At 68.9% G+C, this 21019-nt stretch carries 21 protein-coding genes; 10 read left to right on the top strand and 11 right to left on the bottom strand.

Going from position 1 to position 21019, the window contains the following annotated elements:
- Positions 1 to 1260 (bottom strand): DUF445 domain-containing protein, encoded by a 1260-nt coding sequence (locus EHW97_RS12410; protein WP_124237492.1) that lies wholly within the window; start codon positions 1258 to 1260, stop codon positions 1 to 3.
- A 103-nt stretch (positions 1261 to 1363) separates the two neighbouring features.
- Here EHW97_RS12410 and EHW97_RS12405 point away from each other — a divergent pair, with 103 nt between their 5' ends.
- Together EHW97_RS12405 and hrpA are read left to right on the top strand one after the other, a co-directional pair.
- A complete protein-coding gene (locus EHW97_RS12405) occupies positions 1364 to 2110 on the top strand; it encodes a CPBP family intramembrane glutamic endopeptidase (protein WP_124237491.1) in 747 nt (248 codons plus the stop codon).
- A 4-nt stretch (positions 2111 to 2114) separates the two neighbouring features.
- Positions 2115 to 5768, top strand: a complete 3654-nt coding sequence (gene hrpA, locus EHW97_RS12400; protein WP_124237490.1) for an ATP-dependent RNA helicase HrpA — start codon at positions 2115 to 2117, stop codon at positions 5766 to 5768.
- Here hrpA and EHW97_RS12395 read toward each other — a convergent pair.
- Positions 5734 to 6438 carry a GAP family protein gene (locus tag EHW97_RS12395; RefSeq protein ID WP_124237489.1) on the bottom strand — a complete coding sequence of 235 codons (705 nt, stop codon included), beginning with the start codon at positions 6436 to 6438 and terminating at the stop codon, positions 5734 to 5736. The two genes, hrpA and EHW97_RS12395, sit on opposite strands and share 35 nt — an antisense overlap.
- Complete coding sequence (locus EHW97_RS12390) at positions 6431 to 6793, bottom strand: FKBP-type peptidyl-prolyl cis-trans isomerase (protein WP_124237488.1); 363 nt, start codon at positions 6791 to 6793, stop codon at positions 6431 to 6433. Before EHW97_RS12390 ends, EHW97_RS12395 begins: the two co-directional genes overlap by 8 nt.
- A 19-nt stretch (positions 6794 to 6812) precedes the next feature.
- Between EHW97_RS12390 and EHW97_RS12385 the strand changes: the two genes are divergently transcribed.
- Complete coding sequence (locus tag EHW97_RS12385; RefSeq protein WP_124237487.1) at positions 6813 to 7832, top strand: zinc-dependent alcohol dehydrogenase family protein; 1020 nt, start codon at positions 6813 to 6815, stop codon at positions 7830 to 7832.
- A 4-nt stretch (positions 7833 to 7836) separates the two neighbouring features.
- Here the strand turns inward: EHW97_RS12385 and EHW97_RS12380 are convergent, their stop codons facing one another.
- Both EHW97_RS12380 and EHW97_RS12375 read right to left on the bottom strand, forming a co-directional pair.
- Entirely contained in the window at positions 7837 to 9048 is a 1212-nt protein-coding gene (locus EHW97_RS12380) for an acyl-CoA dehydrogenase family protein (protein WP_124237486.1), read from the bottom strand.
- 13 nt (positions 9049 to 9061) lie between these two features.
- The gene (locus EHW97_RS12375; protein WP_243696431.1) at positions 9062 to 10366 is read right to left on the bottom strand and encodes an acyl-CoA dehydrogenase family protein; all 1305 of its coding nucleotides are present in this window, start codon (positions 10364 to 10366) and stop codon (positions 9062 to 9064) included.
- Positions 10367 to 10519: 153 nt separating this feature from the next.
- On the opposite strand from EHW97_RS12375, the gene def reads away from it, so the two are divergent.
- Positions 10520 to 11113, top strand: a complete 594-nt coding sequence (gene def, locus EHW97_RS12370; RefSeq protein ID WP_279432317.1) for a peptide deformylase — start codon at positions 10520 to 10522, stop codon at positions 11111 to 11113.
- The gene (locus tag EHW97_RS12365) at positions 11106 to 11660 is read left to right on the top strand and encodes a GNAT family N-acetyltransferase (protein ID WP_124237484.1); all 555 of its coding nucleotides are present in this window, start codon (positions 11106 to 11108) and stop codon (positions 11658 to 11660) included. The genes def and EHW97_RS12365 overlap by 8 nt, the downstream gene beginning before the upstream one ends.
- 3 nt (positions 11661 to 11663) lie before the next feature.
- Here the strand turns inward: EHW97_RS12365 and EHW97_RS12360 are convergent, their stop codons facing one another.
- Complete coding sequence (locus EHW97_RS12360; RefSeq protein WP_124237483.1) at positions 11664 to 12467, bottom strand: TrmH family RNA methyltransferase; 804 nt, start codon at positions 12465 to 12467, stop codon at positions 11664 to 11666.
- 18 nt (positions 12468 to 12485) lie between these two features.
- On the opposite strand from EHW97_RS12360, the gene EHW97_RS12355 reads away from it, so the two are divergent.
- Entirely contained in the window at positions 12486 to 13013 is a 528-nt protein-coding gene (locus EHW97_RS12355; RefSeq protein ID WP_124237482.1) for a YbhB/YbcL family Raf kinase inhibitor-like protein, read from the top strand.
- 11 nt (positions 13014 to 13024) lie between these two features.
- On the opposite strand, the gene EHW97_RS12350 is transcribed toward EHW97_RS12355, so the two are convergent.
- Genes EHW97_RS12350 through EHW97_RS12340 form a run of 3 tightly spaced genes read right to left on the bottom strand, consistent with a single transcriptional unit; the run spans position 13025 to position 15395 of the window.
- Positions 13025 to 14113: an SPFH domain-containing protein gene (locus EHW97_RS12350; protein WP_124237481.1), complete on the bottom strand. Its 1089-nt coding sequence runs from the start codon at positions 14111 to 14113 to the stop codon at positions 13025 to 13027.
- A gap of 11 nt (positions 14114 to 14124) precedes the next feature.
- Positions 14125 to 14577, bottom strand: a complete 453-nt coding sequence (locus EHW97_RS12345; protein WP_124237480.1) for an NfeD family protein — start codon at positions 14575 to 14577, stop codon at positions 14125 to 14127.
- A gap of 17 nt (positions 14578 to 14594) precedes the next feature.
- Positions 14595 to 15395: an ABC transporter ATP-binding protein gene (locus EHW97_RS12340; protein WP_124237479.1), complete on the bottom strand. Its 801-nt coding sequence runs from the start codon at positions 15393 to 15395 to the stop codon at positions 14595 to 14597.
- A 75-nt stretch (positions 15396 to 15470) separates the two neighbouring features.
- On the opposite strand from EHW97_RS12340, the gene serB reads away from it, so the two are divergent.
- Complete coding sequence (serB, locus tag EHW97_RS12335) at positions 15471 to 16688, top strand: phosphoserine phosphatase SerB (RefSeq protein WP_124237478.1); 1218 nt, start codon at positions 15471 to 15473, stop codon at positions 16686 to 16688.
- Positions 16689 to 16697: 9 nt separating this feature from the next.
- Here the strand turns inward: serB and EHW97_RS12330 are convergent, their stop codons facing one another.
- Positions 16698 to 16913, bottom strand: a complete 216-nt coding sequence (locus EHW97_RS12330; RefSeq protein WP_124237477.1) for a dodecin — start codon at positions 16911 to 16913, stop codon at positions 16698 to 16700.
- Between the two features lie 24 nt (positions 16914 to 16937).
- Between EHW97_RS12330 and EHW97_RS12325 the strand changes: the two genes are divergently transcribed.
- Positions 16938 to 17267 carry a DUF3099 domain-containing protein gene (locus tag EHW97_RS12325; protein WP_208002028.1) on the top strand — a complete coding sequence of 110 codons (330 nt, stop codon included), beginning with the start codon at positions 16938 to 16940 and terminating at the stop codon, positions 17265 to 17267.
- Between the two features lie 2 nt (positions 17268 to 17269).
- Complete coding sequence (locus EHW97_RS12320) at positions 17270 to 18013, top strand: SURF1 family cytochrome oxidase biogenesis protein (protein WP_124237476.1); 744 nt, start codon at positions 17270 to 17272, stop codon at positions 18011 to 18013.
- Here EHW97_RS12320 and EHW97_RS12315 read toward each other — a convergent pair.
- Positions 18000 to 19601 (bottom strand): ABC-F family ATP-binding cassette domain-containing protein, encoded by a 1602-nt coding sequence (locus tag EHW97_RS12315; protein ID WP_124237475.1) that lies wholly within the window; start codon positions 19599 to 19601, stop codon positions 18000 to 18002. The two genes, EHW97_RS12320 and EHW97_RS12315, sit on opposite strands and share 14 nt — an antisense overlap.
- A 449-nt stretch (positions 19602 to 20050) precedes the next feature.
- Between EHW97_RS12315 and EHW97_RS12310 the strand changes: the two genes are divergently transcribed.
- Positions 20051 to 21019 (top strand): DUF222 domain-containing protein (locus tag EHW97_RS12310; protein WP_124237474.1); only part of this gene is annotated, 969 nt, incomplete at its 3' end.

Genomic DNA, 21019 nt, shown 5'->3' with positions numbered 1-21019 from the left:
TCAGAGCAGCGTCGTCGCGGCGTGGATGAGCACGCCCACCAGGCCGCCCACGACCGTCCCGTTGATCCGGATGAACTGCAGGTCCCGCCCGACGTGCAGCTCGATCCGCCGCGCCGTCTCGCGGCCGTCCCAGCGATCGACCGTCGCGGAGATGACCGTCGCGATCTCGCCTCCGTAGCGCCCCACGATCGCGCCGGACGCGTCACGCGCGACGCGATCGACGCGCTCGCGCAGGGCCGCGTCGTGCTGGAGTCGCTCCGCGAAGTGCACGACCTCCTGGTGGAACCGCCGGCGCAGAAGTCCGTCGCGATCGCGGAGCGCACTGATGATCGCGATCCGCAGGGTGTCCCACAGCCGCACGGCCGTCGCCAGGGTCTTGGGCTGGGTGAGCAGCCGTTGCTTGAGCCGTTCGGCGGCTGCGGCCGTCTCCGGGTCGTGCTGGAGATCCTCGGCCACCTCCGCGAGCCACTGGTCCAGCGCTCGTCGCGCGCTACTCTGCGGGTCCGTGCGGATGTCGTCGACCCACGAGCGCGCTTCCCGCACGAGACGATCGGCGACGAGCCGGTTAGCCCACTCCGGTGACCAACTCGGCGCCCGTTCCGTCACGAGCGCGGTGAGCCGATCAGGATGCCGGTCCATCCACCCGCCCAACTCGTCGAGGACCAGGTCGACGAGCCCATGATGGGCCTCCTCCCGGACGACCTCAGCGAGCAGCTCACCGATGGCCGGACTCAACGGCTCCTCGAGGATGCGCAGGATGATCATGTCCGTCAGCACCGCCTCGACGTCCGCAGGATCGATGGCGGCGAGGACGTCCGCCGCAATGTCGGACCCCTCGTCGACGAGCCGTCGGGCATGCGCGTCGTCGGCGAGCCACCGGCCGAGACGAACCGACACACCGGCCTGATCCACGCGCTCGCGGATCACCTCCGGTCGCAGGAAGTTCTCGCTGACGAACTCCTGAAGACTGGCCCCGAGTTGCTCCTTCTTGCGCGGCACGAGCGCGGTGTGCGGGATCGGTAGACCGAGCGGGCGCTTGAACAACGCCGTGACGGCGAACCAGTCCGCGATCGCGCCCACCATCGCAGCCTCGGAGGCGGCGTGCACGTAGCCCACCCACCCCTCACCGTCGCGCGTCAGGAGGAAGACGACGGCGGCGAGCAGGAGCAGCGACGTGGCGACCGTCCGCATAACGCGGAGGCGACGTCGCCGTTCGCCGTCGGCCGCGGACAGCTCGGAAGGAAGCGCGAGGCTCGTCATGCAGGCACCTTAGTGCGACCGACCCCGACCGGCCCGCGCACTAGACTGCCCGCATGAGCTTCACCAGTGGCGGCACCCGCGACGTTCTCGGTGCCGACGAACGGTGAGTCCTCGTCGTCTTCGGGCGGAGATCTGGATCGTCCTCGGCCTCTCGCTCGGGCAGTCGGCGGTCTATGCCGTCGTCAGCCTCCTCGCCAAGCTGGCCCGCGGCCCGCTCGGCGAATCCACCGCCACACTCAACCCACGCCGCAGCGAGATGGTGTGGCACGACGTCACCCTCCAGGTGCTGAGCATCGGCTTCGCCCTCGTGCCGGTGGCACTCGCGCTCTTCCTGCTCGCGAGTGATCCAGGACGCCCGTCTCCCTGGCGCCGCCTCGGCCTGGACGGCTCCCGCCCGCTGCGCGACCTGGCCTGGGGTGCCGTCCTCGCCGCCGTCATCGGGCTGCCCGGGCTCGGTGTCTACGCGGTCGGCCGAGAGCTCGGCGTCACCGCCGACATCGTCTTGAGCCCGGCGGGCGCGCCGTGGTGGACCTATCCCCTGCTCATCCTCGCGGCGTTGCAGAACGCCGTCCTCGAGGAGGTCGTCGTCGTCGGCTACCTCATGACGCGGCTGCGGCAACTCTGCTGGTCGGTTCCGACGATGATCGCCGTGAGCGCCCTGCTGCGCGGCACGTATCACCTGTACCAGGGGTTCGGTCAGGGCCTCGGCAATGCCATCATGGGAGTGGTCTTCGGCTACTGGTATCACCGCACCGGGCGCGTCATGCCGCTCGTGATCGCCCACGCGATCCTCGACATCGTCGCCTTCGTCGGCTATGCGCTCCTCGCCGAGACCCTCGGATTGCGCTGACACCATGAGAATCACCTACGACACCGCCCTGCCCATCGCCGGCCGGCACGACGAGATCGCCGCCGCGCTGCGCGATCACCAGGTCGTGGTCGTGGCCGGCGAGACCGGATCGGGCAAGACGACCCAGTTGCCCAAGATCGCCTACGAACTGGGGCGCCGGTCCATCGCCCACACCCAGCCGCGTCGCATCGCGGCACGCTCGGTGGCCCGACGGATCGCCGACGAGTGCGGGGTGGAACTCGGCGCCGAGGTGGGATATGCGGTGCGGTTCGACGATCAGACCGGGCCGGACACCGCGATCCGGCTGATGACGGACGGCCTGCTGCTGGCCGAACTCCAGCGGGACCCCGAGCTGCGCCGCTACGACACGATCATCATCGACGAGGCCCACGAGCGCTCGCTCGCAATCGACTTCCTGCTCGGGTACCTCAAGCGCCTGCTGCCGAAGCGCCCCGACCTCTCGGTCGTCATCACCTCGGCGACGATCGACGTCGAGCGCTTCGCGGAGATGTTCGACGGCGCACCGATCATCAAGGTCTCCGGACGGACCTACCCGGTCGAGATCCGCTACCGGCCGTTGACCGAGAGCGACGCCTCCGACCTCACCGAGGCGATCGACCAGGCGATCCGCGAACTCCCCCGCGAGGGCGACATCCTGGTCTTCCTCTCCGGCGAGCGCGAGATTCGCGACACCGCGGAGTATCTCGAGGGTAAGAAGTACCCGCGCACCGAGATTCTCCCGCTCTACGGCCGGCTGGCCGCCCAGGACCAGCAGAAGATCTTCAGCTCGCACCCGGGGCGACGGATCGTCCTCGCCACGAACGTCGCCGAGACCTCGCTGACGGTGCCCGGCATCCGTTACGTCATCGACTCCGGTCTCGCGCGGATCAGCCGCTACAGCAACCGACTCAAGGTCCAGCGTCTGCCGATCGAACCGGTCTCGCAGGCCAGCGCAGCGCAGCGCGCCGGTCGCTGTGGTCGCGTGGCCGAGGGCATCTGCATCCGGCTGTACTCCGAGGAGGACTTCGAGGGCCGGCCGGAGTTCACCGACCCGGAGATCCTCCGCACCAACCTCGCCTCCGTCCTCCTGCAGATGGCGGCGCTGCGACTGGGTGACATCGAGGACTTCCCGTTCCTCGATCCGCCGGACCGGCGCGCCGTGGCCGATGGCATGAACCTGCTCCGCGAGCTCGGCGCCCTCGACGGGAACCGCCTCACGCGGCTCGGCCGGACGATGTCGAACCTCCCCGTGGACCCGCGCCTCGGCCGGATGCTCATCGCCGCGGACCGACTCGGGTGCCTCGCCGATGTGCTCGTGATCGTCGCCGCCATGTCGATCCAGGACCCCCGCGAACGACCACTCGAGCGCCAGCAGGCGGCCGACGAGAAGCACCGCCGATTCACCCAGCCCGACTCCGACTTCCTGTCGTACCTCAGCTTGTGGACGTATCTGGTCGAGAAGCGCGAGGAGTTGTCGCACAGCCGCTTCCGCAAGCTCTGCCACGAGGAGTTCATCCACTACCTGCGGGTCCGGGAGTGGCAGGACGTCCACGCCCAGCTCCGGCGCACGGCCCGCGATCTGGGGCTGAAGGCGCGTCGCGAGCTCAGCGGCGACGCCGACGCCATCCACCAGGCGCTGCTGACGGGCCTGCTCGGCCACGTCGGCCTCCGCGAACCCGACGGTCGGGAGTATTTCGGGGCCCGCGGAGCCCGGTTCATGGTCTTCCCGGGCTCGGGGCTCGCCAAGAAGCCCCCGCGGTGGATCATGGCGGGCGAGCTCGTCGAGACCACCCGGCTGTGGGCGCGCACGGCTGCGCGAGTGCAACCGGAGTGGATCGAGAAGGCGGGAGCGCATCTGCTCAAGCGCCAGTACGCCGAGCCCTACTGGTCGTCGCGCCGCGGGGCGGCGATGGCCAAGGAGCGCGCCACGCTCTACGGCATCCCCGTCGTGGTCGACCGGCCCGTGCAGCTGTCGCGGGTCGACCCGGCGCTGGCGCGCGAGCTGTTCATCCGCCATGCGCTCGTCGAGGGCGACTGGCACACCCGGCACGCCTTCTTCCGTCGCAACCGCGAACTGCTCGACGAGGTCGGTGAGCTCGAGGACCGGATGCGCCGTCGTGACCTGCGCGTCGACGACCAGACGCTGTACGACTTCTACGACGAACGGATTCCCGCGGAGGTGGTGTCCGCTCGTCACTTCGACACGTGGTGGAAGAAGGCGCGGCGCGACCATCCCGACCTGCTGACGTTCGACCCGTCCCTGGTCACGCGGGAGGGCCTGGACGAGGATGTCGAGGAGCAGTTCCCGACGACGTGGACCTCGCAGAGCGCGGAGTACGACGTCGAGTACGTCTTCGACCCCGCGTCGATCGTCGACGGTCTCGTCGTCACGTTGCCCCTCGACGACCTGCTGACGGCCGACGAACGCGAGTTCGCGTGGCACGTGCCCGGGCGACGGGTCGAACTGATCACCGAGTTGATCCGTACGCTGCCGAAGGCGATCCGCCGCTCGTTCGCGCCCGCCGGGCAGTTCGCTGCGCAGGTGGCGCCCGCCCTGGATCCCGCCGACGGCGAGTTGACCGCCCAGCTGGCGCGTCAGCTGCAGTCGATCTCCGGGACGCAGGTCCGTCCCGAGGACTTCTCTCCCGAGCAGATTCCGGCGCATCTGCGGGTGACCTACCGGGTCGTCGACGGTGAGAAGGTCCTGGCCACCGGCAAGGACCTCGAGGCCATCCGCCGTGAGCTCGAGCCACGGCTGCGGCGACAGTTGCGCCACGCGACCGCGCACGAGGAACGCAGTGGCATGACCAGCTGGGAGGTCGGCGCGATCGACAAGTCCGTCCCGGCGGGGCACCTCGTCGGTTACCCGGCGCTGGTCGACGAGGGGAACTCGGTGGCGTTGCGCGTTCTCGACTCCCCCGATGAGCAGCGCGCCGCGATGGTCCGCGGGCAGGGCCGTCTCCTCGCGCTCACGACGTCATCTCCCGTGGCGCACATGTCGCGGTCGCTCTCGCTCCACGACAAGCTTCTGCTCTCGACCGCGCCGTATCGGGACGCCAGCGCGGTCGTGGAGGACGCCTGGCTCGCGGCGCTCGACGGTCTCGTGGTGCAGCACGGCGGGCCGGTGTGGGACGAATCGGCCTTCGCTCAGCTGCGCGACCGCGTCCGCGCCGACGCGTACGAGTACTGCGAACGAGCGGTGCGCGCGATCCTCGACGGGCTACGCGTCCTCGGTGATATCGCCCCTCGTGACGACGAGCCCGGCCAGGACGTCCGGGTGCAGCTCTCGTGGCTCGTCTACCCCGGTTTCGTCCGCGACATGGGCTCCGACCGACTCCCACGCCTTCGGGTGTATCTCGAAGCCGCCCGGCGGCGCCTCAACGCGCCGCTCACGGCCGATCTCGCGGCGACGCAGGAGCTTGAGGCACGATTCCACGACCTCACCGCCGACCTCGGCGTCTGGGCGCGGCTCAGTGAGCCCGTGCGGGACGCACGGTGGGCGCTGGAGGAACTGCGCGTCAGTCTGCTCGCCCAGGACCTGCGCGCAGCGATGCCCGTCTCGATCAAGCGGGTGACGAAGCGGCTGGACGGCCTCGAGACCCACCTCGCGTCGATCCGCCGCCCTACCCCAGCAGGTCCAGGGCGTCAGCAGCGTTGACCGCGAGGAGGAAGCCGACGATGGCCACCGTCCACGCCAGTGTGCTCTGAGCGTTCTTCTGCATCCAGGACTCGATGCGTCGCAGCAGCGGCTCGACGGGACCGGCGGCGGCGAGCCGCGCACCCAGCAGGACCAGCGCGGGGGCGATCATCACCACGCAGTACGCCGCGAGGACGACTGCGCCCAGCGCCCACGCGATGTCGAGCGAGGTGATGATGCCGATGGCCGCGAGGTACGGCAGCATCGTGGCGGCCTCCAGCGCGACCGCGAATAGCGCGACCGTCACCAGGCTTCGTACCGAAGCGCCTTCGCCGACCACTCCGTCGCGCCAGCGCAGGAGGCGCCCTGGCCGGCGCGACTTCCGCTTCTCCAGGGGGTGGCTCCAGATCATGAGGCCCACGCCCACGATGAGCTGGACCCACAGGACCGGATCCGACCCCAGCAACCGCGCCAACGGCTCAGCGACCGCCCCGAGGCCGGCGTAGAGCGCGAGACCGAGCACGAGGTAGCACGCCGCGACGGTCGCCAGGAACAGCAGGATCCGGCCGGCCCGAAGCCGTCCGGGCGCGAGCATGAACCAGATCGGGATCAGCAGCGTGCCGAAACTGGTGCTGTCGATCAGCGCAAGGACGACGAGCGTCCCCGCGAGGGCGAGGCTGAGCTCAGCCAACGCCCAACAGGTCGATCACGAAGACCAGAGTGCGGCCCGACAGACGGTGGCCACCGCCGGCCGGACCATAGGCGAGCTCCGGGGGCGCGACGATCTGGCGGCGTCCTCCGACCTTCATGCCGGGGATGCCCTGCTGCCACGCGGTGATGAGCTGCGGGAGCGGGAACCGTGCCGACTGTCCGCGGTCCCAGGACGCGTCGAACTGCTCGCCGGTCTCGAAATCGACACCCACGTAGTGGACGTCGACGACGCCGCCGGGCACCGCCTCGGGACCGTCACCCTCGACCAGGTCGGTGACCTGGAGTTCGGTCGGCGGAGGGCCTTCGATGAAATCGACTTCGGGCTTGGAGGTCATGCCTGCCATCCTTGCACGTATGCGCGCAACCATCCTGACGTCCCCCGGCCACATCGAGCTGCAGACGCTCGCCGATCCTCAGCTCGAGCAGGACACCGACGCCATCGTGCGCGTCGTCGCCTCCTGCATCTGCGGCAGCGACCTGTGGCCGTATCGCGGACTCAACGGAGAACAGACCGAGCCGCGTCAGATCGGTCACGAGTTCGTCGGCGTCGTCGAGCAGGTCGGCGACGCCGTCAGCGGCCTCGCGCCCGGTGACTTCGTCATCGCACCGTTCATGTACTCCGACAACACCTGCGCGTTGTGCCGGCGCGGCGTGCACACCTCGTGCGTCAACGGCGGCGGCTACAGCGGCTGTCAGTGCGAGCTGGTCCGCGTGCCGCAGGCCGACGGGACGCTCGTCACGGTGCCCGGCAGCGTCAGCCAGGAGCTGGTGCCGCATCTGCTGACGCTCTCCGACGTGTTCCCGACGGGCCACCACGCCGCCGTCTCCGCGGGCGTCCGTGAGGGCAGCACCGTCGCCGTCGTGGGCGACGGCGCGGTCGGGCTGAGCGCGGTGCTCGCTGCCACGCAGCTCGGCGCCGCGACCGTCGTCGCGATGTCACGCCACGCCGACCGTCAGGCGCTCGCCCGGGAGTTCGGCGCCGACGCGATCGTCGAGACCCGCGGCAAGGAGGGCGCCGCCGAGGTGCGCGAGATCTTCGACGGCATCGGCGCCGACTGCGTTCTGGAGTGCGTGGGCACCGACGCCAGCATGAAGCAGGCGTTCATGGCGACCCGTCCCGGCGGCACCGTGGGATACGTCGGCGTGCCCCACGGCGTCTCGATCGACCCGCGACCGATCTTCGGGCGCAACATCGGCCTCGCCGGCGGCGTCGCGCCGGTGCGCAACTACTTGGAGGACCTGCTGCCCGCGGTGCTCGACGGCACCATCGAGCCGGGCAAGGTCTTCGACCTCACCCTCCCGCTGGACCAGGTGGCCGAGGGCTACCGAGCGATGGACGAGCGCCGCGCCACCAAGGTCCTGCTGACCCCGTGACCACTCACTTCAGCTGCGAGCTGGTGAGTCCGAGGATCCGCCGCGCGACGATGAGCTGTTGAATCTGCTGCGTGCCCTCGAAGATGTCGAGGATCTTCGAGTCGCGCGACCACTTCTCCAACAACTCCGTCTCGCTGTAGCCGAGGGTGCTGGCCAGCTCGACGCAGCGCAGGGTGATCTGGTTGCCCACCCGGCCGGCCTTCGCCTTGGCCATCGACGCCTCGAGCGAGTTGGGCTGACGGTTGTCGGCCATCCACGCGGCGCTCAGCGTGAGCAGGTGCGCGGCCTCCCAGTCGGCCTCCATCTGCAGGAACGTCGCTGCGGCCGCAGATTGAGACTGTGCCGGCCGGTCGTAGTCGATCTCGACGCCGGCCTCCTCCAGCAGCTCGCGCGTGAGTTCCAGCGCAGCGCGGGCACAGCCGACGGCCATCCCGGCGACGAGCGGGCGCGTGTTGTCGAAGGTCGCCATCGCGCCGGCGAAGCCCTTCGAGGTGTCGATCTCGGGGTCACCGAGCAGGTTCTCGGCAGGCACACGGCAGTTGTCGAGCACGATGACCGCGGTGTCGGACGCCCGGATGCCGAGCTTGTGTTCGAGCCGCTCCACGCGGATCCCGGGCAGCGATTTGGGCACCACGAACGACTTGATCGCCGCACGGCCCTTGGACTTGTCGAGCGTGGCCCACACGACGACCGAGTCGGCTCGGTCGCCGGAGGTCACGAAGATCTTCTCGCCGTTGAGGATGTAGGCGTCGCCGTCCTTGACCGCCGTGGTGCTGATCGCGGCCGAGTCGGAGCCGAAGCTCGGCTCGGTGATGGCCATCGCGGCCCACGTGTCCTTGAACCGCTCGAGCTGCTCGTCGTTGGCCACCGACGCGATGGCCGAGTTCCCGAGGCCCTGACGCGGCATCGACAGCAGCAGGCCGACGTCGCCCCAGCACATCTCGATGACCGAGAGCACCGAGGACATGTTGGTGCCGTTCTTGACGCCGGTGTCCTTCGCGTCGTCCTTGACGCGCACACCCGCGGCGCCGGCGCCCTGGCTCTGCCCGGACTCGTTCATCCCGTCGACGAGCGAGGCCAGCAGGTCGAGCTCCTTGGGATAGGCATGCTCGGCGAGGTCGTACTTGCGTGAGTTGGAACGCAGGAAGTTCTCGGCGACCTCGTGGACCTGCTTGACGAAACCGCGGTACTTCTTGGGAGTTTCGAGGTTGATCATGTCGGTGTCGCCCTCAGACGAGGACCGCTCCTTCCATCACGCCGATGGCCCGCAAGTCGCGGTACCACCGCTCGACCGGATGCTCCTTGACGAAGCCGTGGCCGCCGAGCATCTGCACCCCGTCGGTGCCGATCTTCATGCCGTACTCCGCCGTGAGCTTGCGCGCCAGGGCGATCTCCCGGCGGGCGTCGAGCCCCTGGTCCACGCGCGAGGCGGCTCGAAGCGTCGTGAGGCGCATGCCCTCCAGTTCGATCGCCATGTCCGCCACCGTGAACGCGACCGCCTGACGGTGGGCGATGGGCTCACCGAAGGCCTCGCGCGTCGGCACGTACTCCTTGACGTACTCCAGCGTGGTCTTCGCCGTGCCCAGAGCGAGCCCGGCCCAGGCGAGACGGGAGAGCCGGATCATCTCGCGATAGTCGTCGGGCGTTCCGAGGATCGCGTCCTCGGTGATCTGCACGTGCTCGAGCTTGAGCCGCGACAGCCCGGCCGCCCGAAGCCCCATGCCCGGGTCGTCGGCGATCGAGACTCCCTCGGCAGCAGGCTCCACGAGCACCATCGAGGGACCGCGTCCGTCGACATCCGCCGCGACGACGAGTAGTTCGGCCTCGCCGCCGCGGACGACGCCCGACTTCAGCCCAGTAAGGACGTAACCGCCATTGGCTCGCGTCGCCCGGGTCTGGAGCGCCAAGGGGTCGAACAGCATGCGCGGCTCGGCCACCGCCAGCGCGGCGGCGGGCACGTCGTCGCCGCCGAACGCCGGCAGGTAGGTCTGCTGCTGGCCTTCGGTGCCCCACAGCGAGATCGCCGTCGCGACCGCCGACGGAGCCAGGCATGCGACCGCCTGCCCCATATCGCCGCCGGCGAGAGCCTCGGCCACGAGGACGCCGGTGACCGCGGAACGGTCCGGCGAGAGCCCCCCGAGTTCCTCGGGGATGTTGATGAGCGAGAGCCCGAACTCCGCCGTCTGCGACAGCACCTCCTTGGGCGTGTCGTTCGCGGCCTCGGCCGACTCGGCGCCGGGCCGCAGCACCTCGCGGGCGAACTCCTCGATGACCTCCACCATCATCTGCTGGTCCTCGGTCGGGTTGAGGTCGAAGACGCCGGTGGCATGGGTGGAGGGCCGGGCGCCCTGGCCGGGCCCGCCGACCTTGGCGAAGCGACGCTGCGCGGCGCCGGCGGCGCGGAAGCCGTTCTTGGCGCCGTGGTAGACCGCCTTCTCGGCAGCATCACGCAGGCCGAGGCGGTCGATCACGGTCGACTGGGCGATCCGGTTGAGGACCTTGAGGCCGACGCCCATGGGATCGGTGCGAGCCACTGGGGTGCTCCTGTCCAGAGAGTGACGGGGATGCGTAACCGCAGGTTGCAGTTTCACATACCGAGAGTATCTGAACGCGCGTCCCCTGCCAAGCAGGCTCCCCCGCCATGCTCGGTAGTGTGGACCCGTTCGGCTCGTCGACAGGAGTACACCGTGTCCCTAGCAGCGCAGTCGCGACCTCTTCCCGAGGGCGGCAAGGTCCGTCCCATCACGCGATGGGGCACGCCGGTCATGCACCACGAGTTGACCGAGGTCACGGAGTTCGACGACGAGCTGGCCACGCTCGTGGCCGACATGGTCGCGACGATGCACGCCGCCGAAGGCGTGGGGCTGGCCGCCAACCAGGTGGGCGTCGATCTGAAGGTCTTCGTGTTCGACTGCCCGGACGCCGACCACGAACGCGTGACGGGCGTCGTGTGCAACCCGGTGCTCACCCTTCCCGAGGGCAAGGACCGCAAGCTCGACGCAGCCGATGAGGGGTGTCTGTCGCTGCCTGGCGCCTTCACCGAATGCGCTCGCCCGGACTACGCCGTGGTGCGTGGAGTCGATCACCATGGTGAGCCCGTCGAGTTCGTCGGCACCGGGCTGCTGGCCCGCTGCCTGCAGCACGAGACGGATCACCTCTTCGGCACCGTGTTCGGCGACCGCGTCCCCGACCGTGCCCGCAAGAAGCTGTACAAGCAGCACCAGGCGCTCGCCGAGGACTACCCCGACGACTGGCCCGTGACCCCGGCCCGGGATGACTGACGTCGCTTACACGCTCAGTCGTCCCACGCTCGACGATCTGCCCGACTACGCACGCCTGCACAGCGACCCGGCCGTCTGGCAGCACTTCCCGTCCGGCCGCCACACCTCGGTCGAGCAGAGCCGCGAAGGACTCGAGCGGGACATCGCCGACTGGGACCGCGACGACCTCGGGTTCTGGATCGTCCGGGCCGCTGACGACACGATCGTGCCGCGCGGGCAGCTGCTCGGTGTCGCCGGCTGCCGCGCAGCCCACGACAGCCTGTTCTGGAACCTGTACTACCGACTTTCACCGCGGGCACAGGGACACGGGCTCGCCCGTCGCCTCGGCCAGGAGGCGATCACGGCGGCGAACCGGACCCGGGCGGACCGTCCGGTCGTCGCCTACCTGCTCGAGCACAATCATGCGAGCCGGCGCACCGCCGAACGCGTGGGGCTCACCCTGCAGTGGCGCGGCCCCGACGCCGGCAACCCCGACCCGACGGCCGTGCGCCTCGTGTTCGCCGACCGTCCCCTCTCCCCCGCCGTCCTGAGCGCCTTGACCCCCTGACCCTCACGGGCGGAAGTGCCAGCAGGCCACGGCGGTCGACGCTGCCACGTTGAGCGAGTCGATGCCGGCCGCCATCGGGATGACGACCCGGTGGTCGGCGGCGCGTTGCCAGTGCTCGGTCAGGCCGGGGCCCTCAGAGCCGACGATGAGTGCGATCTTCTCCCCCGGCTCCGGACGGACCTCGTCCAGCGGCACGGCGTCGTCGGCCAGCGTCATCGCGTAGCTCGTGAAGCCGTGGTCGCGCAGGAGCTCCGGTGCCGCGTACCAGTCCTCGATCCGGGCGTACGGAAGCGAGAACACCGCACCCATCGCGACCTTGACCGACCGCCGGTACAGCGGGTCGGCGCAGCGGGGCGATAACAGCACGGCGTCGAATCCGAGCGCGGCCACGTTGCGCATGAGCGCCCCGATGTTCGTGTGGTCGACCAGATCCTCGGCGACCACCACACGTCGGGCCTGCTCGAGGACGCTCTCCGGCGACCGGGGTTCGGGGCGATCCATGGCGGCCAGTGCGCCGCGATGCACGTGGAAGCCGGTGACGTGCTCGATCGACTTCTCCTCGAGGACGAAGCACGGTGCGTCACTGCTCTCGAGCACGTCGCTCAGGGTCTCAGCCCATCGGGGGGCGAGCAGGAACGAACGCGGACGGTGGCCGGCCGTGACGGCGCGGCGCACGACCTTCTCCCCTTCGGCGATGTAGAGCCCGCGCTCGGTCTCGAGGAGTTTGCGCAGGCTCACGTCCCGCAGATCGACATAGTCGCGTAACCGCGGATCGCGGAGGTCGTCGACGCGAATCATCTCGGCCACCGCCCTAGGCTACGGACCATGAATCTGGATCGACCCGTGACCCCGGACCCGTACCCGCTCCTGCCGGCCGTGCCGAGCTTCGACCTCCGCAGCGACGACGTCACCGACGGCCAGCCGCTCAAGGACGATCAGATCAACGCGCTCGGCGACACCTCACCGCATCTCGCGTGGAGCAACGCTCCTGAAGGGACCAAGTCCTTCGTCGTGACGTGCTTCGACCCGGATGCTCCGACGGTGTCGGGCTTCTGGCACTGGGTGGCCGTCGACATCCCCGCCGACGTCACCGAACTCTCCGCCGGCGCCGGTTCCTCGGACGCGAGCCTGCCGGGCAGTGCCTTCCACGTGCGCAACGACGGTGGCGGACTCAACTTCATGGGAGCCGCCCCGCCCCCGGGCGACCAGGTGCACCGGTACTTCTTCGTGGTGCACGCGGTCGACCGGGAGCAGCTCGGCGTCGACGCGTCAGCCTCGCCGGCCGTGGTCGGCTTCCAGCTGGCTTTCGCGACGCTGGGACGCGCCATCATCCACGGCACGTACCAGCACTGACCTCTCGCGTCTCAGACGGACGGGGGCGGGGTCGGCGCCTCGCCCTCGTCGTCGGGACGCGCGACCGGCGACTCAGCCTGACGAGCGGCCTTGATGGCCTCCTCGACCACGCTGGAGGTGTCCTCGGTGTCGGTGTCCTCCGCGACGATCTGCTCGTCGAGGTCGACCTGACGACGGCTGCCGCCGCCGTCGACGGGAATGTCGCCGACCGCGGCACCGAGCGTGCCGAGCGCCTTCGTGAGTTCGGCGGGGATGATCCACGTCGAGGCGTTCTCACCGGCGGCGATCTTGGGCAGCGTCTGCAGGTACTGGTACGAGAGCAGCTTCTGATCCGGGTTGCCGTTGTGGATGGCCTGGAACACGGTCTCGATCGCGCGGCCCTCACCCTGCGCCCGCAGGATCGCGGCCTGACGCTCACCCTCGGCCGAGAGGATCGAGGACTGCTTTTCGCCCTCGGCCTTGAGGATGGCCGACTGCTTCTGGCCCTCGGCGGTGAGGATCGCGGCCTGACGCTCACCCTCAGCGGTGAGGATCGCCGCGCGCTTGTCGCGATCGGCGCGCATCTGCTTCTCCATCGCGTCGATGATCGTCGGCGGCGGATCGATGCTCTTGAGCTCGACCTGGTTGACCTTGATGCCCCAGCGGGTCGTCGCGGCGTCCAGTTCAGCGCCGAGCGTCCGGTTGATCTGGTCGCGGCTCGTCAGCGTCTGCTCCAGCGTCATGCCGCCGATGATGTTGCGCACCGTCGTCATGGTCAGCTGGTGGATGGCGTCGATGTAGCTGACGATCTCGTACGTCGCCGACACCGGGTCGTTGACCGTGAAGTAGATGACGGTGTCGATCTCGACCGTGAGGTTGTCCTCGGTGATGACGCCCTGCGGCGGGAACGAGACGACCTGCTCACGCTGGTCGACGCGGTACCGCACCCGGTCGAGGAACGGCACGATGAGGTGCGGCCCGGAGTTGAGCGTCGCGCGGTACTTGCCGAGACGCTCGACGATCCCGGCGTGGTTCTGCGGGATGATCTTCAGCGCCATGAACGCCGCGATGACGAGCAACGCGACGATGAGGCCCACGAAGATCACGAAGGCTGATGCCATGGTGGTTCCTTTCAGGAGGCGTGGGAGGCGGTGACACGGGCGATCGCACCCTCGATCGCCACCACCAGGACTTCGTCACCGGACTCGAAATGAGCATCCGGGTCCAGCGGGCGCGCGAGCCAACGCTGACCGCGCACAGTGATCTGACCGGCGTCGCGCGACACCGGCTCATCGACGACGCCGATCTGCCCGACGAGCCCGTGCTGCCCTGACGGCAGCGAAGGACCCGCATGCAGGCGGCGCACGATCGGCGGGCGAGCGAGCGACAGCATGCCCGCCGAGACGGCCCCGAAGACCACGAGGCACACGACCAGCGGTGCCCCGACGCCGGCGGCCACCGCGGCGGCGAACGCCCCGACACCGAACATCAGGAAGACGAGCTCCATGCTCGCCAGCTCGACGACGGACAGCACGACGCCGATCGCCATCCAGGTGAGCCAGATGTCATCACCGAGCCAGTCCATGCGTTAGTTCCTCACCCTCATGCCCGGCGCGCGGCGGGTGCACGTCGCGCCGTGAATCGTCCTCGATCCTGCGTGACCTCCAGGCGCTGTCCGAAGGCCCTGCTCAACGTCTGCGAGGTGAGGACCTCGTCCAAGGGGCCCTGGGCGACGACACGCCCCTCACCGAGGACCAGCGCGTGCGTGAAGCCGGCCGGGATCTCCTCGACGTGGTGTGTGACGAGCACGAGCGCAGCGCCGTCGGGGTCGCCGGAGAGCACGTCCAGGCTCGCGAGGAGGTCCTCACGGGCACCGAGGTCGAGGCCGGCACCCGGCTCGTCGAGGAGCACGGCTTCTGGGTCGGTCATCAGCGCACGGGCGATGAGGACCCGCTTCTTCTCACCCTCGGACAGGGTGCCGAACGTGCGGTCCGACAACTGCGAGATCCCGAGCTCGGCAAGCAACTGCTCCACCCGGGTGAAGTCCTCGTCGTCGTACTCCTCGTGCCAGCGGCCGATGACGGCGTAGGCGGCCGAGAGCACGACGTTGCGCACGGACTCACGAGGCGGGATCCGCTCGGCGACGCTCGTCGACGTATGGCCGATGCGCGTCCGGAGCTCGAAGACGTCGACGGACCCGAGCGTCTCCTCGAGGATCTCCACACGCCCCGAGGTGGGGTGCAGTGACGCACCGAGAATCTGGAGCAGCGTGGTCTTACCGGCCCCATTGGGTCCGATCACCACCCAGTGCTCACCGGTCCGCACGGACCATGTGATTGAGTCGAGCAGCGTCTTGCCGGATCGGATGACCGTGACGTCGGTCAAGTCGAAGACGGCGGACATGCACCCTCCTGATCGCGGGATCGGTGATGCCAACCTATCGTGTCGCAGGTGAGCGCTCCCGCTACCCTCAGAGCGATGACCAGCGAGCATGTTCCCGCCACGCCGCACCTGACCACTCCCACGGTTCTGGTGACGCTGGTCGGACCCGATCAGCCGGGTGTGTCCACGCGCCTGTTCTCCACAGCCTCGGCCTTCGATGTCGAAGTCATCGACGTCGAGCAGCTCGTCGTGCGGGGCCGGCTCATGCTGAGCACGTTGCTGAGCGAGCCGGAGGACAGCGCGGCGCTGGAGGACGACCTTCGCCGGTTCGCCGAGCCGCTCGGCTTCGAGATCACGGTGGAGCGCGGCGTCGGCGACAACCGCCCGCGACGGGTCGGGCGCGCCCAGGTGATCGTTCTCGGGAGCCCGTTGCGCCCGGCGGCGATGTCGGCTCTCACCGCGGCGATCAAAGCTCTCGGAGGCAACATCGACCGCATCACCCGGATGGCGCGGTATCCGGTGACCGCAATCCGTCTCGAGGTGTCGGGCGCGGACCCCGACGCGCTGCAGTTCGACCTCGCGCGTGTCGGCCACGAGCAAGGGGTCGACGTGGCCGTCCAGGAGAACGGCATCGGCCGCCATGCCCAGCGTCTCGTCGTCATGGACGTCGACTCGACGCTCATTCAAGGTGAGGTCATCGAGATGCTCGCCGAGCACGCAGGGTGCGCGGACGAGGTCGCCGAGGTCACCGAGCGCGCCATGCGCGGCGAACTCGACTTCGCCGCGTCCCTCCACGAGCGGGTCGCCCGGCTCGAGGGCGTACCGGCCGGTGCCCTCGACGCCGTGTACGAGCGGATCAGCTACACCCCGGGCGCCCGCACGCTGGTGCGCACCCTCAAGCGCCTGGGCTATCGCTTCGCCCTCGTCAGCGGCGGTTTCACTCAGATCATCGAGCGGATCGCCGACGACCTCGGCATCGACTACTACGCCGCCAACGAACTGGAGATCAGCGACGGCGTCCTCACCGGGAAGGTCGTCGGTGACGTGGTCGATCGCGCCGGTAAGGCTGCGGCACTGCGCCGGTTCGCCGCGGAGGCGGGCATCGCCGAGCGGAACACGGTCGCCATCGGCGACGGTGCCAACGATCTGGACATGCTCGCGGCAGCAGGGCTGGGCATCGCCTTCAACGCCAAGCCGGTCGTACGCGACCAGGCGCAGACGTCCGTCAACGTGCCCTACCTGGACACGGTGGTCTTCCTCATGGGCATCACCCGTGAGGAAGTCGAGGCCGCCGACGCGGCCGATCCGGCGTGACCGCCGGTGTCACTCGTCGTCTTCGAGGCGGAAACCGATCTTCATCGTCACCTGGTAGTGCTCGACGCCATCGTCCACGATCTGGCCGCGGATACCGGTGACCTCGAACCAGTCGAGGTGCCGCAAGGTCTGCGACGCCCGCCGGATCCCGCTCTGCACGGCCTCGGTGACGCCCTCGGGCGACGTCCCGACGATCTCGGTGACACGGTAGGTGCGATTGCTCATGGCCAGAACCGTACAGTGGACGGTGTGAGCAAGCGCAAGGGCGACGGCGACGGCGACGGCGACGACGAGGTCTACTCGATCACCTCGGCGCGTGAGTCGCACAGCTCGGCCGTGTGGTCTCGTGAGAAGCGGTATGCGATCTCGATGGCGATCCGCACCGTCTGCTTCATCGGTGCCGTGGTCGCCACGGGTCCGCTGCGATGGGGCCTGCTCGCCGGTGCGATCTTCCTGCCCTACATCGCGGTCGTGTTCGCGAACCAGCCTGCCCGCAAGGCCAGCGACGGCCCGTCCCCGTTCGGCGTCGACCGGCCTGAATTGGAGTCCCGCGAACGACGCGAGCTCGACGAGGACTGACGGTGGGATTCCTGCTTTCCCGGCGCTGGCTCGGGTTCGGTGCCTTCGTGGTGGCCTTGTCCGTCACCTGTGTCGTCCTCGGCATGTGGCAACACGACCGCCACGAACAGCGTCAGGAACGCAACGCCCGCATCGAAGCTCACGCGGCCGCCGACCCCGTCCCCGTCGAGGAGGTTGCGCGTCCCGGCGAGAGCTGGGAGTCCGAGGCCGAGTGGACGCGGGTCACCGCCACCGGACACTACGACCCCGATCACGAGGTCCTCGTCAAGTTCCAGCAGCGCGGCAGCTCCCCCGGCGTCGACGTCGTGACACCGCTCGTGCTGGACTCCGGCGTGGCCGTGCTGGTCGACCGCGGCTGGTGGGGCACCCGGAACACTGCCGAGAAGCCGGACGACATCCCGGCCGCCCCCTCGGGCACCGTCGAGGTCACGGGCTGGCTGCGAGCCAACAGCACCGCGGACGGGCAGGCCATCACCCCCGAGAACGGACAGGTCCGCGCCATCCACAGCGAAGCCGTCGCGGAGACGGTTCCGTACGACCTGCTCGACGGCTACGTCGCGCTTCGCGAACAGGACCCGCCCACGGAGGGCCTCTCCCCCGCCGAGCCGCCGGACCTGGGCATCGGCGTCAACCTGTTCTACTCGTGGCAGTGGTACTTCTTCGCCGGGCTCGCGGTCTTCGGGTTCTTCTGGTTCCTTCGCGCGGAACTCAAGGAGCGCCGCGAGAAGGCCGTCACGCCAAGCTGATCAGGTCGAAGTAGCTGTCGGACCAGATGTCCTCGTCGCCGTCGGGCAGCAGCAGCACACGGTCCGGGTCGAGTGCCGCGACAGCGCCCTCATCGTGGGTCACGAGCACGATCGCGCCCTCGTAGCCGCGGATCGCCCCCAGGACCTCCTCGCGTGAAGCCGGGTCCAGGTTGTTGGTCGGCTCGTCGAGCAGCAGCACGTTCGCCTTCGACACGATGAGGCTCGCGAGCGCCAGCCGGGTCTTCTCACCGCCGGACAGGACGCCGGCGGGCTTCTCGACATCGTCGCCCGTGAACAGGAATTGGCCGAGGACGCTCCGCGCCTCGGTCTCGGTGAGTTCGGGCGCCGACCGCTGCATGTTCTCGAGGATCGAGCGGCTCGTATCGAGGGTCTCGTGCTCCTGGGCGTAGTAGCCCAGCTTGAGACCGTGACCAGGCTGGATCTCACCCGTGTCGGGCGCGTCCATCCCACCGAGAATCCGCAAGAGCGTGGTCTTGCCCGCACCGTTCAGGCCGAGCACCACGACCCGGCTGCCACGGTCGATCGCGAGGTCGACGTCGGTGAAGATCTCCAACGAGCCATAGGACTTGGACAAGCCGGTTGCCATGAGCGGGGTCTTGCCGCACGGCGCGGGCTTCGGGAAGCCGATCTTGGCGACCTTGTCGCTCTGCCGCTCGTCCTCCAGACCGGCCATCATCTTCTCGGCACGCTTGATCATGTTCTGCGCGGCGACCGCCTTCGTCGCTTTGGCCCGCATCTTCTCGGCCTGCTGCAGCAGACGTTCCGCGGTCTTCATCGTGTTGGCCCGCTCGCGCTTGCGACGCTCCTCGTCGGCCTCGCGCTGCTTGAGGTAGGCCTTCCAGCCCATGTTGTAGACGTCGATGACCTGGCGGTTGCCGTCGAGGTAGAAGACCTTGTTCACGGTCGTCTCGATCAAGTCGACATCGTGGCTGATGACGATGAACCCGCCGGAGAAGTCCGCGAGGAACTGGCGCAGCCACACGATCGAATCGTGATCGAGGTGGTTGGTCGGCTCGTCGAGCAGCAGGATCTCCGCGTCGGAGAAGAGGATCCGCGCCAGCTCCACGCGTCGCCGCTGACCACCGGACAGGGTGCTGAGGGGTTGCTCCAGGATCCGCTCCGGAAGCGCGAGCGACATGGCCATCGCGTCCGCCTCCGACTCTGCCGCGTACCCGCCGGCCGCCTGGAAGTCGGCGTCGGCCGCCGCGTACCGCTTCATGCCCCGCTCGGCGACTTCGGGGTCGCTCGACGCCATCTCGGCCTCGGCGGTCCGGAGGCGTCGCATCGCGTCGTCGAGACCGCGCACGGAGAGGATCCGGTCGCGCGCCGAGACCGACATGTCGTCGACGCGCGGATCCTGCGGCAGGTAGCCGACGGTTCCCGACCGGCTGATGGTCCCGGCGGAGGGCTCGCCGCCCGCGCCGGCGAGCATCTTGGTCAATGTGGTCTTGCCAGCGCCGTTGCGGCCGACGAGGCCGATCTTGTCGCCCTTGGCGACGCGGAACGAGACATCGGACATGAGGACGCGGGCGCCGAAGCGCAGCTCCACGCCGGAGACGGTGATCACGGGGGTGCTCCAGTGAGTGAGGAATGAGACACGAAGGGACATCAGCGGCGCCGCTCGGACGCCGGCCGCTCACTCTCGCTGAATACGCACCGGACGAGTCTACCGCCGCTCCCCCAACCGCCGAGCACCGGCGATCCCGGTTGTAGGTGGTCGAGTAGCGGCGACGAACGAGCCGCATGGAGCCGTGGCAATGAAGGCGTAGCCGCCACGGCGCGAGACCACCTCACGCAACGTGGTCTCGATACGGCACTCCGCTAGCGCTCCGGCCTACTCGACCACCTATGAAGCCCGCGATGAGCGGTCGAGAAGCGGCGATCCCGGTTGTAGGCGGTCGAGAAGCGACCGAGGAACGAGGGAGCATGGAGCTGAGCGACCTCCTACTCGACCACCCGATCAGGTGATGTGCACAAGGGCCGGAAAGTGTCGGCGGCCTTCTCTAGATTAGGAACATGATCGGGGAAACGAGCGACCAGCGACTCACCTTCATGGGTGAACTGCAGGTCGAGCGTGCCCGAACCGAGCACCGGATCTGGGCCGAAATGCTGAAGTTCCTCGACGCTGAACGCGTTCGGATCGAGCGGGAGGTGGCGCCGCAGCAGCAGGACCTCGCACTGGCCGCCGTCCGGTCGGTCGTCGCGCAGGCGAACGGCTGGTCCGAACACCAGGCCGCAGGTCGGATTCACGAGGCGGAAACCGCCCGTGACGACCTGCCGAATGTGTGGACAGCCTTCTCGGAAGGAACCCTCGATGCCGCGCGAGTGTCAGTCATCGCGAACGGCGCATGGAAGTTGACCAAAAAGCGTTCGATCCAGCGGCTCGACGCACGATCGGTCGCCTACGCCGCCACGCATACGGTGGGTGAGCTGCGCCGATGGGTGAAGCGGTTCATCGCCCGCGTCGAACCCGACGAAGTCGAGAAACGCCACGAGGACATCGTCGCGGAACGATCGGTGACGATCCACCACGATGAGGACGGCACCAGCAGCCTCTACGCGGAAAACCTGCCGTCGTATGTGCTCGCGGGAATCGATCAGCGTCTCGACCACGCAGCGAAGTCCCTGACCGACGACGACCGGACCCTGCACCAGCGCCGCGCCGACCTGTTTGTGCAGGCACTCGACCACATCGCCCCCGACAACGACCCCGCCCGCACCCCGGCCATGGCGATCGGCGTGATGGTTCCTGCCTCGACACTGGCAGGAATCGACGACCAGCCGGCGATCAGCGCCGACCGCGACTGGATCATCCCCGCCAACGTCCTCCGCACACTCGCCACCAGCGGCAACCCGTACTGGTACCGACTCCTCGTCGACGACAACGACGACATCCTCGCCGTCAGCTACCGCGGATACTCACCACCGGACCACCTGAAAAACGCCATCCGCTACAGAGACGGCACCTGCAGATACCCCGGATGC

Origin of the sequence: Aeromicrobium camelliae (assembly GCF_003850045.1) — a bacterium.
Taxonomy (GTDB): Bacteria; Actinomycetota; Actinomycetes; order Propionibacteriales; family Nocardioidaceae; genus Aeromicrobium; species Aeromicrobium camelliae.
Note: the sequence above shows the minus strand (reverse complement) of the source record. Positions and strands in the feature narration are given on the sequence as shown.